The 17173-nt window shown below is 65.3% G+C and carries 13 protein-coding genes and 1 pseudogene; 5 read left to right on the plus strand and 9 right to left on the minus strand.

Annotated elements, in window-relative coordinates; genetic code table 11:
* Positions 1 to 7 precede the first annotated feature (7 nt).
* The 7 genes from HNP73_RS04890 to HNP73_RS04920 form a co-directional block, all read right to left on the minus strand.
* Entirely contained in the window at positions 8 to 1576 is a 1569-nt protein-coding gene (locus tag HNP73_RS04890) for an ADP-ribosylglycohydrolase family protein (RefSeq protein WP_184147475.1), read from the minus strand.
* Between the two features lie 143 nt (positions 1577 to 1719).
* Positions 1720 to 2658, minus strand: coding sequence for a helix-turn-helix transcriptional regulator (locus HNP73_RS04895; RefSeq protein WP_184147476.1), 939 nt, complete (start codon positions 2656 to 2658; stop codon positions 1720 to 1722).
* A 51-nt stretch (positions 2659 to 2709) separates the two neighbouring features.
* A complete protein-coding gene (locus tag HNP73_RS04900; RefSeq protein ID WP_184147477.1) occupies positions 2710 to 4713 on the minus strand; it encodes an AAA family ATPase in 2004 nt (667 codons plus the stop codon).
* A 279-nt stretch (positions 4714 to 4992) separates the two neighbouring features.
* Positions 4993 to 6348 carry a tyrosine-type recombinase/integrase gene (locus tag HNP73_RS04905; RefSeq protein WP_184147478.1) on the minus strand — a complete coding sequence of 452 codons (1356 nt, stop codon included), beginning with the start codon at positions 6346 to 6348 and terminating at the stop codon, positions 4993 to 4995.
* A 428-nt stretch (positions 6349 to 6776) separates the two neighbouring features.
* A complete protein-coding gene (locus tag HNP73_RS04910) occupies positions 6777 to 8603 on the minus strand; it encodes an LPD3 domain-containing protein (RefSeq protein WP_184147479.1) in 1827 nt (608 codons plus the stop codon).
* The gene (locus HNP73_RS04915) at positions 8530 to 10164 is read right to left on the minus strand and encodes a MuF-C-terminal domain-containing protein (protein WP_184147480.1); all 1635 of its coding nucleotides are present in this window, start codon (positions 10162 to 10164) and stop codon (positions 8530 to 8532) included. Before HNP73_RS04915 ends, HNP73_RS04910 begins: the two co-directional genes overlap by 74 nt.
* A 163-nt stretch (positions 10165 to 10327) precedes the next feature.
* Positions 10328 to 10912: a hypothetical protein gene (locus tag HNP73_RS04920; RefSeq protein WP_184147481.1), complete on the minus strand. Its 585-nt coding sequence runs from the start codon at positions 10910 to 10912 to the stop codon at positions 10328 to 10330.
* A gap of 144 nt (positions 10913 to 11056) precedes the next feature.
* Between HNP73_RS04920 and HNP73_RS04925 the strand changes: the two genes are divergently transcribed.
* The 4 genes from HNP73_RS04925 to HNP73_RS04935 all read left to right on the plus strand — a co-directional run bounded on the left by HNP73_RS04925 (position 11057) and on the right by HNP73_RS04935 (position 13067).
* Positions 11057 to 11419, plus strand: coding sequence for a hypothetical protein (locus tag HNP73_RS04925; protein ID WP_184147482.1), 363 nt, complete (start codon positions 11057 to 11059; stop codon positions 11417 to 11419).
* Positions 11416 to 11991: an FAD-dependent monooxygenase gene (locus HNP73_RS22855; RefSeq protein ID WP_221288186.1), complete on the plus strand. Its 576-nt coding sequence runs from the start codon at positions 11416 to 11418 to the stop codon at positions 11989 to 11991. The genes HNP73_RS04925 and HNP73_RS22855 overlap by 4 nt, the downstream gene beginning before the upstream one ends.
* Positions 11992 to 12117: 126 nt before the next feature.
* Positions 12118 to 12684 carry a GMC oxidoreductase gene (locus HNP73_RS22860; protein WP_425486616.1) on the plus strand — a complete coding sequence of 189 codons (567 nt, stop codon included), beginning with the start codon at positions 12118 to 12120 and terminating at the stop codon, positions 12682 to 12684.
* A gap of 74 nt (positions 12685 to 12758) precedes the next feature.
* Positions 12759 to 13067, plus strand: a complete 309-nt coding sequence (locus tag HNP73_RS04935) for a helix-turn-helix domain-containing protein (protein ID WP_184147483.1) — start codon at positions 12759 to 12761, stop codon at positions 13065 to 13067.
* A 106-nt stretch (positions 13068 to 13173) separates the two neighbouring features.
* Here the strand turns inward: HNP73_RS04935 and HNP73_RS04940 are convergent.
* Positions 13174 to 14130 (minus strand): annotated as a pseudogene (locus HNP73_RS04940) (phosphate acetyltransferase); the annotation flags it as partial.
* A gap of 60 nt (positions 14131 to 14190) precedes the next feature.
* Entirely contained in the window at positions 14191 to 15255 is a 1065-nt protein-coding gene (locus tag HNP73_RS04945; protein WP_184147485.1) for a TAXI family TRAP transporter solute-binding subunit, read from the minus strand.
* 168 nt (positions 15256 to 15423) lie between these two features.
* Here HNP73_RS04945 and HNP73_RS04950 point away from each other — a divergent pair, with 168 nt between their 5' ends.
* The gene (locus tag HNP73_RS04950) at positions 15424 to 17106 is read left to right on the plus strand and encodes a SulP family inorganic anion transporter (RefSeq protein ID WP_184147486.1); all 1683 of its coding nucleotides are present in this window, start codon (positions 15424 to 15426) and stop codon (positions 17104 to 17106) included.
* Positions 17107 to 17173: the final 67 nt, after the last annotated feature.

Below are 17173 nucleotides of genomic sequence, written 5' to 3' on the forward strand. Positions count from 1 at the left end.
GCCGGCGCTACCCTCCTGGATAGAATTCGAATAGCGCATCGGCTGCGTCCGGGTGGCGCAACAGGCGAGCATGGTCGCGCGCGAGGCGGCCGATGATATCGGCACCCTGAATGACGGTCGCCCATGGATGCGACAACACAGCGTCGGGGGTCATCACACCCAGCATATTGCCCGCAATCGCGCCGGTGGAATCGCTGTCGCCGCCATGGGTCACCGCGATGCGCAGGCACTCGTCCAGGCCGTTCCCCCGGAGGCAGGCGTAAAGCGCGATGGCCAGCGCCTCTTCGGCCGTCCAGCCGCCACCTAGGCTTTCGACGGTTTCAGGCCTCCCGTCTTGCCGCGCCGCAAGAGCTGCGTGAATGGCGTGGGCGGTCTCATCGCCACCGTCCAGCCGGGCATAGTCCGTGGCGATCCGCTTGGCGGCCAGCTCCAGCGGCTCGCCCGCCGCGACATCGGCGAGCATCTCCGCCCAAGCGGCGGCTGCGAGTTGGCCCGTGACATGGCCATGGGTCAGGGCCGAAGTCTCGATCGCCCATGATCTCACCTGATCGCGCGGCGCGATCAGCGCAACTGGGGCGACCCGCATGATCGTGCCGCAGCCCTTGCTGTCATTGCGGGCCGGGTCGCCAAAACGGCCGCTGGCACCCAGGGCCGACATGCAAGTCATGCCCGGGGCGCATTCTGACCAAAGCCTGCGGTCCTCGATCAAACCGATATCATCTGTTTCTGCTTGCGGGTGGCCTTCCTGCGTCCGGTACCATCGCATCAAAGCATGATGGACGATGGATGGCGGGTGACAAATGCCGCGCAACTGACCCCGGATCCGTGCGCGGATCAGGCCCTCGGCAGTGAAGAACGTCATCTGCGTGTCATCGGTGATCGCGCCTCGCTGTCCGCCATAGGGCGGCAAATCGGCGAACCCTGCCGGAAAGCGTGCTTGAATGGCCTCCAAAGAGTGGAATTCGATGCCAGCACCGAGACTGTCCCCCATGGCGCCGCCCAGCAAGCAAGCCTGCAAGGTCTTGGCGCTGTCGCTCGACCCACCCGCCTGATCCCGCAACCATTCCTCTTGTGCGCGGGTTTCAACAGTACCGGGCCGGACAGAACGTACTTCGGCAATAGCCCGCGCCGCGCTCTCTCCCCGCTCGATCATCAGCAGAGCCGCGATCGTCCCGGCACGGCCCAGACCGCCCCTACAATGGATTAGAACGTTGCCGCCACGTTCGACTCTGTCATGGATCCGGCGCGATAGCCCGCGCCAGAGCCCTGCACTGTCGGCGACAGGCACATCGACATCACGAATCGGGAAGTGGAGCCATTCCACGCCGCGTGCTTTCAACGCCTCGCCCAGCCCGCGAACGGACAGCATGTCGAACTCGTGGTCCTCGAGCAGCGTGAGCACCATATCTGCGCCCCAGGACGCGACCGCATCAAGGTCAAGAGCCAGATCACGGGCCCAAGTTGCGCCGAACACGCTGTCCCCCTGCTTGCCGGGACAAAGCGTCAGGCCGATCTGGCCGTTTGCAAGCGGCAGGCTGTCAATGCGAAGGGGGTGGGTGGTGCTCGTGCGGGACAAATGTATCTCCTTGAACCGTATCTCTGCTTAATAAAACAGAGATGCGTCAAATCCGGTCGTATGAATCTTTGCCACGGTATTGATGCGAGCACAATCGCAGGGCCTTCTCAGGGCTACATGGTTCGCTGAAGACTTATCTCCGGCTATCCTGGCGATAGGACCTCCACCCGATCCCCCCATCTAGCCAGATACCACTCCATTTCCTGCCGTCCACCAGCCCTGAACCGCACGACCAGCGATCGATCCTCCAGCCGTTCCATTGTTTGCTTCGGGTGGAACATATATCCTGCCGCCTCGTCCGCCACGTCTGGCAGGAAACGCCATTCGACATCCTGTGGATCATTATCGCGCCAGATGCCGAAGCTTTCGGACAGCCATTCCTGCAAATCAAACCCTTCGGGCCGGGTATAGACGTCAGGCTCCAGCGAAACGCGCTCAAACCCGGCCAGAGCGAACAGGCGCAGATCATCCTGGTACTCACTCCAGGCCAGCAGGTATTGGCGACCTTGTCCGAAGAGCATGGCAACAGGACCAAGGCGGGCGTTGCGTGACAGTTTGCCCGTGCTGCGAGCGCGGTGGTCGGTCGAAACCATGACGCCTGCAAGAATTGCCTCGCGCAGGGCCGAGAGTATCTCGGGTGCGATTTTCTCGCGTGGACCCGGGCGGAAGGCGACCCCATCGGCCATAAGCTGAGCCTCCAGATCGGCCGCAACCGTCCGGCGTCGATCTGCACGAAACATTGCCTGCACCTTCGCAAGCAGACGCTCCAGCGTTTCGGCGGTCAGATCATCGCCTTCACGCCGAGCGATGGCGGCTGCTCTGTGTCCGGCGGTCAGCTCGTCCAGTGTCGGCTCAACCATTCTTCCCAAAGAGCCCGGCGGAAATCGCCAGTATTTCCGGCCGCTGTCGCCGAGGATTTCCTCGATCTGCGGATAGGCATTGCGCACAGCATCGCGCATGCGTTCTGCCGTCCGGCGCGACACGCCAAATTCGCGCTCGATATCGACAAGGCAAATCCCTTCGGCTGAGCCCTGCATCGTCAGGGCCAGTTTCTGTAGATCCTCCTGACGGGCGTAACGCATGGAGCCTCCGGGCAAAATACCGCGCCAGCTTCGCGGCGCGGCATAAGGGTGTCAACGGCCAAAGCCGATCGGGCGCGCTGCCCCTTCTTTGGCTTCTGCTTCGCGGGCCAGTTCCTGCAGGATTTCCTGCGGGCGGGTCTCGCCCAATGCGTGCATCCTGCGGGCCACATTCGCGAAATCACCCGGCGTAAGCCGGTCGAGGCGTAACAGTCCATCGGGAATTGGCAGAGGGAAATGGGTGCGCCATGCCAGATCGAGCTGATTGCCCGAGAGATGGTCGAACCGGATGCGAAAGGTGAAACGACGCTGCGTTGCGGCGTCCAGTTTTTCGACTAGGTTGGTGGTGCAGACGAATGGCAGGGGGTGGCTTTCCATCCAGGTCAGCATCTCGTTGACCTGGCTGACCTCCCAGCTGCGTTCAGCGTTACGTCGATCCGCGAGCAGGCTGTCCGCCTCGTCGAAGATCAGCATTGCACCATCTGCACGGGCATCGGCAAAGGCGCGGGCGATATTCTGCTCGCTCTCACCCAGCCATTTCGAGATCAGATTTGATGCGCGCTTTTCGATCACCGGCATGCCGATAGTGCGGGCCAGATGCCGCGCCCAAGCACTTTTGCCGGTGCCGGCTGGACCGTCGAGACAGAAGCTGACCCGCCGTGGTGCGTCGGGTGCCGCCAGCCGCGTCTCGATCAAGCACAGGTCGAGATCGGCATTGGCGAGTTCGGGGCTCCACGGGGCCTCGGAATGGTGGCGCGGTGCCGGGTCGACACCGCCCCTTGCCAGCCGTGTCGCCGCATCGAGCACCCGTGTGATCATCTGATCGCCGCCGTCGCAAAGTCGGGCGACGCGCATCGCATCCGAGACCAGCGCAGGTGCCTGATCATGTCGCTCGGCGAGGTCCGGCAGGCTGGCCATGGGGATACCGACTGCGTGGCGGGTTTCCAGTCGCTGCCAGATCCGCGCCCGCACTCGTCCGGAAGGTGGACGCATCAGCGCGGAATAGCTCATCCTGCGCAGGAAGGCTGGATCGCAGGCTTCCACCGAGTTCGTGGTCCAGATCACAGGGATCGGGTTGGTCTCCAGCATCCGGTTGGCATGGACTTTGGATGGGCGGTCATTGCCGTAGAAGGGGTCGGCACCCCCGAACAGATCCTCCATCTCGTCGAAAAGCAGGATTGTGTCAGACCGCTCGCTCAGCATCCGGCAGGCCACGCCCATCTCGGCCAAACGTTCTCGGCGGGAGGGCTCACCGCCTTCATCATCGGCTTCCCCCACGGCACGAAGCTCGGCACCGATCTCGCTGGCCAGCACCTTGGCGAATTCGGTCTTGCCTGTGCCGGGCGGACCATAGAGCAGGATGTTCACACCCCGAGCCCGGCTGGCCAGAGCCCGGACGGTCAGGTCGCGCATGATTTCGGCTTGATGCCCCAGCCCCTCGAAATCCTGCCATTCTGCTTGCGGAGGTTGCGCAGTCGGGAACATGATGCCGATCAGGTCGCCAACACCGCTCACATCCGCCATGAGCGCCGTCAGAAGCCTTTCCGACAGATCGAATGGCATGCGATTGTAGCGCCCACCACGATTGCGCTGCACCAGCCCCGACACGACGAGTCTCCCCGATGGCCGCAGTGCCGCCCGGATTTCGGGTTCCACCGCCCCGCAAAACCAAGACAGCAGAAGCGGGAGGGTAACCTCCTTCGTGTCCAGCGCGCCATCGACGACATGCTCAAATCCGTCGAACACTTTGTAGTGCGCAGCGAAGGTCAGAATTCCAACATCAACCTGCGACAAGCCGAAATGGGCGCCCAGTGCGGCGCAGTTTCGGTTCAGGATTTCTCCATCACCGCCACCGGCCTTCGGCACCAGATTGCGGCTGATCTGGCGGATCTTCGTCCACCAGATCGCACTGGGCCGTGAGCGGGGGCGTTCAGGGCAGTCGACCTCGGTCAGATATTCGAGCCAACCGGGCAGTTCCTTGGCCACGCGGCTTGTTGGGCCGAAGCGCCCCGCCAGGCGGGCGATCAGGTCGAGGGTCAAATATTGTTCGTGGCTCATGCGGCTCTCCATCGGTGCAGACTGAGATGGACGAGTGATGCGACAGATATGGACGTATCAGTCAGCGCGGCGGCACACCGAGGCAGGCACGGTGCCAGTGACGGTCATGTTGGGCTGCGACGAAGCCGAAACGCTGCACAAGCCCCACGAATGGAATCAATCAATCCATCGGGTGCGTAGCCGGGTCGAAAAGCTCTTCGGACCATGGAAGCGTTCTTACGGCCTGCGCTGAGTACCATGGCGAAGTCTCGCCAAAGCCGCCTGTCCGCCGTCAGCAGGCTATGCGGCAAGCCGCTCATCTCCGACTTCCGGCACATCTTCCCCACTGGCATTGCGGAGGAAAAGCGCGAGCGCGGCCTTCCGAGAATCACGATCAAGCGCATAAGCAGTCTGCCTGAACTTGACCCCATCGAGCAGCCCTTGGATATAACCTGAGATCGTGTCGGCAGCCATGATCAGGGCTGTGTCGAGCGTGTGAATGTACTTGCTAGTGACCGTGCCCTTGGAGTGGCCGACCAGTGCGGCGATCGTAACTTCGGTGAAGCCAAGATCATTGGCGATGCTCGCGAAGCTATGGCGCAGGACGTGCGGTGTCACATCAGACAGGGGGGAGTCTCTGAAAATTTGCCTCCAGTGGTTGGGGAAGCCGCCGAAGGCATTGTCCTCACCCTGGCCGGGAAAGACATACGTACCCGTCGCGGTCTTGCGGCGTTCTTCCAGATACTCGACCACAGCAAGCCCGATGGGACGAACCGAGGCACCTTCCTTGCTATCCACGAGACGCATGCAACTCGCATCGGTGTCTGCTTCGGTCCACATGAGACCGATTATCTCGCTGCGGCGGCAGCCGGTAAGCGCGATCTTGCGAATGATTTCGACCGTCATTTCAAATTTCGGGGTTGCAGCCGCTTCGCGAAGAATCTCGCCCAGCATTCGGTACTCGGCTTCGGTGAGACGACGATCGCGCACATTGTCCTTGGGCTTGCGGATGCCGTGTGCCGGATTAGTGGTAATGATCCCGGCTTCCATTGCATAGGTGAAGATGCCGCCAAGAAGTCCAATCGTTCGTGTGGCTGTGCCGGCGCCGCCTGTTACAACGGCCTTGCCGCGTAGCTTCTTTGTCTTCACCGACACCGCCGTCTTGCCGGCCATGATGTCCTTCAAAACCTTGGCGATGTCGGCTTTCGCCAGGTCCTTAACCCGACGGCTGCCAATGAGCGGGATGATGTGTCGATGAATCCGACCGATGTCGGAGATAATAGTGGTAGCCTTCTTCGGTCGACCACCTTTCCCGAGGATGAGGCCGGCTTCGAGATCCTTGAGATACATCGCACACAGCTCTTTGACAGTGACTGCTTGATGATCGAGCAGGCGTTCCTCCGAGGGGTTGTCACCCTGCGCAACGCGGCCGAGCTGCACCTTCGCCTCTTGCCGCGCTGTCTCTGCCGTCCAGATGCCATGGAGACCGATCGTGTAGCGACGGGTTCGACCTGCGGCTCGATATTGGATAAGGTAGCTGCGTTTTCCGGACGCGAAAACGCGAAGGCCGAAGCCTGGCAGTTCGTCGTCCCAGATGAAGTAGTCCTTCTCACGGACCACGGCTGCGTCCACGACGCGCTTCGTCAGCTTGGCCATTACGCGTTTTCCCCTTGGAGAGCCGGTTGCCTCCACGGAAGCACCACGGAAGCAGGTGGATGAAAGTCGGAGCGAAGTTTCGGATACAGATTTCGGCGGGAGAAGCCGAATTGTCCATGCATTTCAAGGCAGTGTAGTATCATAGCGTGTCCTAGCGTGCATTTCGGATAGCCAGGACAAATTGCTCCGAAGGCAGAGGTCACAGGTTCGAATCCTGTCGGGTGCGCCACAACTTAGCAGATTTCCGGGCCATTTTTCACAACGATTTCTGCAACGAAACGGTCATCGGTTCCTCTTGTCCATGATGGCGGCTGCTTCTGCCTGGAAGTCGGGATGGTGCTGCCGGTAGACGCGATCGAGCGTCGCCTCGGTGGTCGAGAAGAACGACGTCGCGTCGCTCATCGCCCCTCCCCGCTGGAAGAACCACGTCACGGCCGTGCTCTTGACCACGTGCGGCGTCCGACGCGGAAGCCCGGCGCGGGCCTCGGCTTGGCGAAGCGCACGGATGCGCTGCCGCTCGTACGGCCGGAACGCAACGCGGCGATGGCGAGGGCCCGGAGCCGGCCCGGCGTCACTTCACCCACCTGCGTCCCGAAGCGGCGCAGAAGGAACGCCTTCACCCGGCCGAGGATGTTGTCGACCAGCTCGCGAATCCCGGCCGGCGCAGTCTCGCGATTCTCGATGGCATAGGCCGCGAGTTCCTCGGCGATTCTCTCTTCGGGGGTGCTTTCGGGGACGCGCCGCAGCGCCGCCGCCCACCACTCTCCGACCTTTCCGGCGCGGGCGCGCTCGTGGATGCGCTTCATGCGCGCCATGAGCCCGGCCCATGCCTTGTCGCCGACGAGTGACTGCCCGCCTGCATGGAACATCTCGTGCAGGAGCACGGCCTGCACGGTCTGGCGGTTCAGATTCGAGGCGACGAGGTGGATCGTACCATCCGCGTCGGTGAGTCCCTGAAGCGAACGTTTGCCTCGGACGGTCAGAAACTGTATATTCAGTTCGCCGGGAGTGTAATCCAAACTGGTGTGAGGGGCTTCGGCTCGATCCCCATCGGTCCTTGACCGGCTCTCGGCGACTTCCCTTCTCCCATTGTCCCACGCCAACTCATAATGGAAGAGCGCGTTGGGGTCCTCGCGGATTCCGACCACGACGTTCTTAGTCACACCGTCCACTTCGACGGGGGCAGCAATGAAGTGGACGGCCACAATGCCCTGCCTGTCCCCAGGGCGGCTTTCGACGAGCTCTCCCTGCTCTATGATCTCCTTCAGGGCAGGGATGACGCGGATCAGACCCTCCCCCTTGCTCGTGGCCTTCGACATGCCCGACCGGTTGAAGCGGACCTTCCATCCCAAGCGTGTTGTGACCGTGGTATTGCGAAGGTTGTTCTTGAACCATTCCTGAGCGGCCTGCCGAAGCTCCCCAAACGGAACCCCGCTACCGACAATTTCATGGCCCGTCAGACGCTTCACGGGGGTTTGAGACGATTCGCTTCCACCCGGCAACGTGCTCTCATCCTCATGGAGCACGATCTTCCCGGCGTCGATGAGGCGCTGGACCGGCTTACTGAACGGGCCGGTGGTGAGGTGGCGCCCGAGTTCCTGCGACGAACGAAAGGCGGCGCCATTCCCGTCGCTGGCAGCATCGGGGCGGGCCTTGGCGTACTTCCGCGTGACGGTGACGAGGCTGTCGTCGAAGACGACGTAGTTGCTCGTGCCATCGCCGGACGCGCGGGAGCCCTGGTCGAGGTAGCGAATGCCCTTGATGCCGGCATCGCGAAGCGCCTCGGCCGTCGCGGAATGGGCTCCGTCCAGACCTTCCGCCGCAGCCGTATGGATATCCCCACCCGTCGGGTCAGGAACATCCCGCTCCATTTCCGTGATCTCGTTGGAGAGCCTCCTGCCGGCGGCCGGCAGCGAGCTTGTCCTCAGCGAAGCGTAAGCCACCCGCACCTTCTCGCTCTGTTCCGAGAGCGGCTTGTCCCAATCGAGGAAGTCGTTCGCGTCCGCGTCGATGCGGACCTCGTACATGTGGCCGGGCTTGGTGAGGCGCGCATCAACCTTCCGCCGAGCCGAATCCTCGACGCTGAAAATGCTCATCCGGTGTGCATTGAACGCGCCGGCCATCTCTTCTCGGCTGAACAGCGCCCGGTCTCGGCCGAAAGGCACCTTCCCGTCGACCATGCTATCCTCGGCGAGCACATCGGACAGCGTCTCGCCAACGAGCCGCCGGTCGCTGTAGTCCGGTTCCGCCAGCATGTCCCGATACGACCGAGCCACCCCCTCGTTCTCCGCGAAGTAGAGCCCGTGCCCGAACCTGCGCACCCTCGCCGCTCCCGATCTTCGAGATGTCGAAGCGGTCGAAGTCGTGCGGCGAGCCGTGATAGGCGAGGATACCGTCACGCCCCTTGGCTTCGCCCACCACTGCCACCCCGGAGCCGTTGCCGATCGGCTTGCCGACCTTGTAGCGCCGCCCGACGTCGCCGCGCTCGACGCTGCGGAACACGCTCTCCCATGTGTGGAAGCCCTGCCCCCGAAGCGCGCGACCGAGGGCCTCGATGAACGCGCGAAGCCGCTCGTAGGCGGTCCGCAGGAAGCCCTTCGGCACGGGGCTGCGACCGGCCCACCACTCGCCGAGCATGTCGGCGATGACTTCCTCGATCTGCTCGGCCTCGGACAACTCCTTGTATTCCAGCCGGGCACGATCCATCCGGTCAGTGTCGGCGCGGGCGGCTTTCACGAGCGCGGCCCACTCGGCATCGCGGAATAGCCCCAACCCCTTCAGGACGTGCAGCGCCTCGTGGCCGAGGGTAATGTCTGTCCCGCGAGTGGCCGCAAGCGCGACGGCGACAAGGCCGCGCTGGGGATCGGCGTACCCATCCAACTCGATGACATTGCCGTCCTCGTCCCGAACGAACAGCCGTTGCGCGATCCCGACCTTGAGACCGGAGAGCTTGAGGCTGTCCAGACGCCGCTGAAGCGCGGCGACAATGACTTTCGCCTTCGCGTCGAACTCGGACGTGGGCTCGTATGCGACCCGGCCGCCCAGGGTAGTGCGGCGCTCTTTGATTTCGCCGTCGGGATCGGCTACTTTTCCCGACGAGCGTGGGCTACCAGCGCGGCTTTGGTCGTGCCGGGACCGGGCAGAAGAGCCTCCAGTTTCGTTCGAGGGTTGGCCCCGCTTGAAAACCGACCGTGGCGTGCGTATACTGCTGGCAACGCGAAGGCGCTTGATGGTGTCGCTCAGCGAGGCGTTAAGGGAATCAGCCCCGATATGCCTATATCCATTGCCTTCGCGTTCTGCCCATACGAATAGAATGTCATTGTAGCGCGCAGCGCGATCGATGGTGCCAGCAATATCCTGCTTGTCGTACACCGTGACGAGGACCGTTGATGCCGTGCCGACGTCGTCCTTCCCGCTCCGTTTGATGATGGCGACTATCACATCCCCATCTTCGGTTTCTGCACGAGTGACGAGCATGAGGTCCCCGGACCGTTCGTCGCCCCGGTTGCGGAGAATATAGACCGGCCGCGCAAGTAATTCCGGCAGGCTCAAGAACGTCTCTGGCCGGACGTCGCGATGGTCCTTCAGGACTTTCCGAAGCTTCCCGATCGCGACCACCAGCGACTTCCCTCGACCGCCGAACGCACGTAGGATTTCTGGGACGTCGCCAATGGTCAGGGTGTTTGCGTCCTCCCCAGAGCGAAGAGCGGTAAGCAGGCGTTGCCCCCACGCGGAAAGCGGTCGGCCTTTCGCAAACGGCGTGTCGAACATGTCGCCCCGGCCGTCAGGATCGCCGAACAGCCCGTCGTCCTGCATCGGCTTGTCGCCGCCACGCTTCGGTGCGGCTTGGGCGCGCTCAGCCCGCTCCCGGTCGGAGATTTTCTCCGCGCCCGGAACTACGGTCTGTTCCCCCTCGGGGGTGACGTCGATGCTGCCGCCTTCGCGGGTGCCGGTGCGCGGGGGGCCTTCGCGTCCCGCTCTAGCGGACGGGCCTCATCCCGAGCGCTGCCCGGATGTTGTGCGCCGCTCTCCGGGCGAGCTGCTTCTGCGTCGGCGTTGCCTTCGGATCGTCCGGCACCGCGCCCATCCGCTTCAGCAGCGCCATGTACCGATTCGCCCGGTCCGGGCTCGCCGTCCCATCCGGGGATGCTGCCGCATCCTCCGGCGACATGAGGCGAGCGCCCGGCATATCCAGATCGACTAGGAGATCACCCTCAGGCACTTCTGCCTCGATGACATGCTCACCATATCCCTCAGCCAGATCTCGGCGGGGGGTAAAGAAGGCTGGCGCGGAGATTTCCCCGGCGTCCCTGATCCCGTCCGTGCCTCCTCCCTCGCCGGAAGCGCGGGAGCCCTCGTCGAGGTAGCGAAGGCCCTTGATGCCGGCACCGCGGAGCGCCTCTGCCAACGCGGAATTGGCACCGTCCAGACCTTCCGCCCCCGCCGGCAGCGAGCTTTCCCTCAGCGCAGCGTAGACCGAGCGCACCAACTCGCTCTGCTCGCTCAGCGGCTCGTCCCAATCGAGGAACTCGTCGGGGTCCGCGTCGATGCGGACCTCGTACATGTGGCCGGGCTTGATGAGCCTCGCGAGCTTTATCGGCCTTGACCGCCACGTCACATGGTTGGGGAGGCTGCGATGATCGACCCCCGCGCCATCGCTCTCATCGAGACCTTCGAGGGCTTCGAGCCTGAGGCGAAGCCTCGGTGAGTGCGATCACTGCGGCACTGGTCCGCAGGGGCGCCGTTTGACCATAAGGACGCAGCGGCGCATCGACTGATCGTCGAACGCTTTGAGCAGTCGGAACGCGAGCTTTTCGACCACGTCCTGAGGGCGGTTGTCCTTGCCTACTACGAGCACCCGTTCGTGATCGACGCCATCCGGGCGTCCGGGCGGCCGTATCATCTCTTCCCGCATTTCGAGGGCTATGCGGGCGACCCGTTCGAACCGGCGCGAGACATGCCCGGTCATCGCCGTGGTCACTACATCTCCACCAGTGAGGTGAAACGGCTCGACCTGACAGAGCTTGATCTCGACCGCTCTCGCACCATCGAACGGGGCCTCGACCGATGACCGGCAACGCTGAATGTGACGTCCTGATCATCGGTGCGGGAGCGACCGGATCGCTGGCTGCATTGGTCCTTGGCCGGGCTGGGCTCGATGTCGTCCGCCTTGAGCAGGGGCCCTGGTTTGACGCGGACGAATACCCCCACAGCCACGCCGACTGGACCTGGCGCCGCCGGACCAGCTGCAACCCGGACGTCTCGAAGGGACGCCAGTCGGGCGACTACGACGTCCGGTCTGACAGCTCGCAGATATTGATGTGGAACGGCGTCGGCGGCTCCACCAATGTCTATGGCGCGGTGTGGCCGCGCTATCGTCCATCGGACTTTCGCAAGGGGACCGAACACCGACTTCAGCCGGACTGGCCGATTGCATACGAGGACATCGCGCCGTTCTACGAACAGGCTGACCGCCTTCTCGGCGTCGCCGGACGGCATGGCGATCTGGCGATGCCGCCACGTGATCCCTGCCCGACCGGACCCATGCCGCCGTCGCCGTGTCGCGCCGGCTCGCGGTGGCATTCGATCAGCTGGACTGGCACTGGTGGCCGGTCGAGGCGGGCACGATTTCGCGCCGTATGACGGCCGACCCGCATGCAACGGCTGCGGGGTGTGCAACGGCTGCCCGCGCGGGTCCATGAGCAACTACGCGCTGTCCGTCTGGCCCCGGGGCGATCGAGGCCGGAGTGAAGTTGCGGGTGAAGGCGCGTGTCCTGCGGGTTGAAAAGGGGCGCTGATGGCCGGGTGACGGGCGCGCTCTACGTTGATCGCGACACCAACCGGCTCCACTTCCAGAAAGCCCGCGTCGTGATCCTTGCTGCCAACGGCATCGGCACGCCGCGCCTGCTGTTGGCGTCGGACAATCTCGCCAACGCATCCGATCAGGTTGGACGAAACCTGATGCACCACACGCTGGTTGCCGGGGAAATCTTCGTTGATGAGCCGGTGGAAGGCCACACAGGTTATACCGCGTCTTCGCTCGTCAACAAATGGCATCAGGGGTGGGACGTGGAGAATCTCCTCATCATTGACGGCAGCGTTCTCGCGACGGGCGGCGTCGTCAATCCGACCCCGACGATCTCGGCGTTGGCGCTCCGCGCCGCAGGCCATGTCCGGGACCATTTCGCGGACCTCTCCAAAGCTTCCAAGTCGCGAGTTTCGGCCTGGAGCAAGGTCGGATTCAGGGCCTGCGGCGGAGAAGTCGTTGCGGGAGTCGTCTGGCTGAGAGCCTCGAGCCCGCGCCAGGGTGAATTCTCCGCGACCGGCGGCACATGAGATTGCGGCGCCGCCCTGGTTCTTGCCCATGGGCCCAAGCTCACACGTCCCAAACGACGGGCGGCAGTCCGATCATGGCACGCCGTGAGTGGCTGCCAACTGCGGCGCGGCGTGGCGAGCCTCCGCCGCAGCCGATCGAGCTGCGGCTGGCCCGGCTGTTGCTCAGCCTGCGAGGCAGCGCGCCGGGGGGCAGTCGTGACCGGATCGACGTGACCCAGGAGGTGCTGGCGAAGATCCTCGGCTGCACGCGGCCGACGGTGAACAAGAAGCTGTGGGACCTCGAGCAGGAAGGGATCCTGCACGTCTTCTACGGCAGCGTCGAGATCAGCGACCCCGGCCGGATGACGGCGCTCTCCGGCCAGAGCGACTATTTCTACTTCTGACGACCACTCCGGCTTGTGCGGGACCGGATTGCAAAGGCTCGGGACGGTCGGGCTCTGCGGTTTCGGCGACGCCTGTCCCCTGCTGCTCTCCGCTCGACGCGGCCGCTCAGGCCGACATCGCGGCCCTCGCGATCAGCGCGTTGGCATAGATCGCCGCCACCGCGCAGGAGGCGAGCCGCGTGCTCACCGTGTCCGCGCGCGAGGTGAGCACGATCGGCACGCGCGCGCCCACCACGACGCCGGCGGCGTCAGCGTGGGACAGGAAGATCAGGTTCTTCGCCAGCATGTTGCCCGACTCGAGATCGGGCACCACGAGGATCTGGGCGTGGCCCGCGACCGGGCCGCCGATGCCCTTGATCGTGGCGGCTTCGGGATTGATCGCGTTGTCGAAGGCGAGCGGGCCGTCGATCAGGCCGCCGGTGATCTGGCCGCGGTCGGCCATCTTGCAGAGGGCGGCGGCGTCGATCGTCGAGGGGAGCTTGGTGGTCACCGTCTCGACGGCCGAGAGAATCGCCACCTTCGGGATGCCGAGACCGATCCCGGTCCAGAGGTCGATGGCGTTCTGGACGATGTCCCGCTTGGTCTCGAGGTCGGGCTGGATGTTGATCGCGGCGTCGGTGATGAACAGGGTCTCCGGGTGGCCGGGAACGTCCATGATGAAGACGTGGCTGATGCGGCGCTCGGTGCGCAGGCCGGTGGTCGAGGATGTCACCTCCTTCATCAGCTCGTCAGTGTGCAGGCTGCCCTTCATCAGCAGCTCGCCCTTGCCCGCGCGCACCAGCGCCACCGCCTGCGCCGCGGCGGCGTGGCTGTGGGGGGCATCGATGATCTCGCGGCCGGCGATGTCGATGCCGTGCTCGTTGGCAATTGCGGTGATCTTCGCCACCGGACCGACGAGCACCGGCTCGATGATCCTCTCAGCCGCGGCGAGCATCGCCCCGCGCAGGGAGGACTCGTCGCAGGGGTGGGCCACGATCGTCACCGCTGGCGTGCCGTCGCGGGCGGCGGCGATCAGACGGTCGTACTTGTCGCTCTTCTCGGCCATGCGCCGCTCCATTTCAGATTGCGTCCGTCTCCCCTCGCCCGAGGTCGGCCCCGGGGCGCCGACGTCGGCGAGGGCGCCCTACTCCCAACCCTTCTCACGGTAGATCGCCGCCGCCGCGGGATGGAGCGGCGCGGCGAACCCGGCCGACACCTGCTCGCGCGGATCGAGCCCGGAGAGAACCGGCTCCAGCCCGCGCAGGGTGTCGATCTCGTCCACCACCGCGTGCACGAGAATCCGCACGGTCGCGTCTGGAACCGACGCCTCGGTCACCAGCGTCGCGGTCACGCCGAACGTCGCGACCGGGCCTGCGTTGCCACGGTAGAGCCCGCCTGGGATCGTCGCTGCGACATAGGTCGGGTTCGAGGCGACCAGCGCATTGACCGCGGCGCCGTCGATCGGAACGAGCCGGGCATCGCAGCTCGTGGTGGCTTCCTGGATCACCCGCGCGGGGTGGCCGACCGCATAGAAGAACCCGTCGATCTGGTTGTCGCAGAGTGCCTGGCCGAGGCGTTCCGGGGCGATGTCCGGCGTGGCGCCAAAACTCGCGGCGGTCCAGCCGAGCGCGCCGATCAGCCCGTCGGCGAGCGAGCGGGTGCCCGCCCCTTCCGCGCCGATGACGATCCGCTTGCCGGCGAGATCCTCGACCCGGGCGACTCCGGCGTCCGAGCGCACCACCAGCGCCAGCGCCTCGGGGTAGAGGCCCATCACCGCGCGGATGCCGGTATCCGGCCCGGCGGTTGCGAAGGCGCCCGTGCCGGCAACAGCCTCGGCGAGCGCGTCCGACTGGACGATGGCGAAGCCGAGGCTGCCGTCGCGGAGCCCGGCGACGTTCGCCACCGACCCGGCGGTCTGCGTCGCGGCGCAGCGCAGGCCGGTCTCGGCCCGGTGCTGGTTCGCGAGGCGGCAGATCGCCACGCCGACCGGGAAATAGACCCCCGCCACACTGCCGGTGCCCATGCGCACCACTTCGGTCGGAGCCGGCGCGTCGCCCGTGACCGGATCCGGAGCGGGGTCGGGAGAGGCGGCAGCGGGCGCGCCGGGCGCCCCGTCGGGCGCTGGTGCTGGCGACTGCTGCGCCCATGCCCCCGGCGCGAACGCCGCAAGCAGGGCGAGCGCCCGAAGTCCCATCTGCCATGCTGCCATGTTCCAGCCTCCTTCGGGCACCCCGCGGGCCGAGGCTAGTGCCCCCGGCCGGCAGAGGCAAACCCGGGCTCGTGCATTCTGAAACCAGTGCGGCCCTCTTGCCGCGACCACGCCCGAGGCGCTACCAACAATGCATTGATGCACACTACCCTTCATCGCCGGGACACCATGGACAGGACGTACCAGGAGCGTGCGCCGTTCCTGCCAAAGCTCGTCACCACCCTCGCGGAGGGCTACGGCAGGCCACAGCTGAAGGCTGACCTGCTGGCCGGCCTGACCGTCGCCATCGTCGCGCTGCCGCTCTCCATGGCGATCGCCATCGCCTCGGGCGTGGCGCCGGAGCGCGGGCTCTACACCGCGATCATCGGCGGCTTTCTCGTCTCCGCCCTTGGGGGCAGCCGCTTCCAGATCGGCGGCCCCGCCGGCGCCTTCATCGTCCTCGTCGCCGCCACGGTGACGGCGCACGGCCTTGAGGGGATGCTGCTCGCCACGCTGCTCTCGGGGGTGATGCTGGCGGCCGCCGGGCTCCTGAGGCTTGGGACATTCGTGAAGTTCATCCCCTATCCGGTGACGGTCGGCTTCACCGCCGGGATCGCGGCGCTGATCTTTGCGAGCCAGATCGTGCCGCTTCTCGGCCTGCACCTCGCGGGTGCCGAGCCCGGGCCGCTCGTCGAGAAGCTGCCGGCGCTCTGGGCGGCGCTGCCGAGCGTGAACCTCGCGACCGTCGCGCTCTCGCTCGCCTGCATCGTGGCGCTGGTGGCGCTGAAGCTCGCCCGCCCGCAATGGCCGCGGATGCTCGTCGTCGTCGCGGTCGCCGCGGTCGCCGTCTGGGCCACGGGGCTCGATGTCGCGACGATCGGCAGCGCCTTCGGCGGCATCCCGGACGGTCTTCCCGTCCCGTCGCTGCCGCCGGTCAGCATCACGAAGGTGATCGACGTCCTGCCGGCCGCCTTCGCCTTCGCGCTGCTCGGCTCGATCGAGTCGCTGCTCTCCGCGGTTGTCGCCGACGGGATGACCGGGCGGCGCCACCGCTCGAACACCGAGCTGGTGGCGCAGGGCATCGCCAACGTGGCGTCGGCGCTTTGCGGCGGCATCTGCGTCACCGGCACCATCGCCCGCACCGCAACCAATGTCCGCGCCGGCGCCTACAGCCCGATCGCGGGCATGTCGCATTCGGTGTTCCTGCTGATCTTCATTCTCGTCGCGGCACCGCTCGCCGCCTATGTGCCGCTCGCGGCCCTCGCCGCCGTCCTCGCCCTCGTCTGCTATGACATGGTGGAGAAGCCGGCCTTCGCGGCGCTGCTGCGCTCGTCCTGGGGGGACGCGACGGTGCTTCTCGTGACGCTCGGGCTCACGCTCTTCCGCGATCTCTCCGAGGCGATCGTCGTCGGCTTCTCGCTCGGCGCCGTGCTCTTCATTCACCGCATGTCGAAATCGGTCGAGGTCGAGAAGGGACCGCACGACCCGTATCGGCTGGAGGACGGGGCGGATCCGGAGGCGGTGATCTTCCGCGTCACCGGCGCGATGTTCTTCGGCGCGGTCTCGGCGGTCGGGGCCGCGCTTGACCGGATCGACGACCACCACCGCATCCTGATCGTCGATCTCGCCGGCGTGACACTGGTCGATTCGTCCGCCGCGAACATGCTGGAGGGACTCGCCCACAAGGCGAAACGCCGGGGCGTTTCGGTCTACCTGACCGGAGCACGGCAGGATCTTCGCCGCGAGCTTCTCACCCACGGATTGCGCCGGCCGCTGGTGCGATACGCTGAAAGCATCGAGGCCGGGCTCGCCACCGCCCGGAGGCGGGGTGAACTCGGCCCCGGGAAGTTCACGGGTGCAGTGGCTGGCTGAAGGGCTGGCTGCTGCACCGGGGGGCCGGTGGCAGTGGCTGGCTGAGGACTGGCGCCTGCACCCGGAA

This window comes from Amaricoccus macauensis (genome assembly GCF_014201905.1).
GTDB lineage: Bacteria > Pseudomonadota > Alphaproteobacteria > Rhodobacterales > Rhodobacteraceae > Amaricoccus > Amaricoccus macauensis.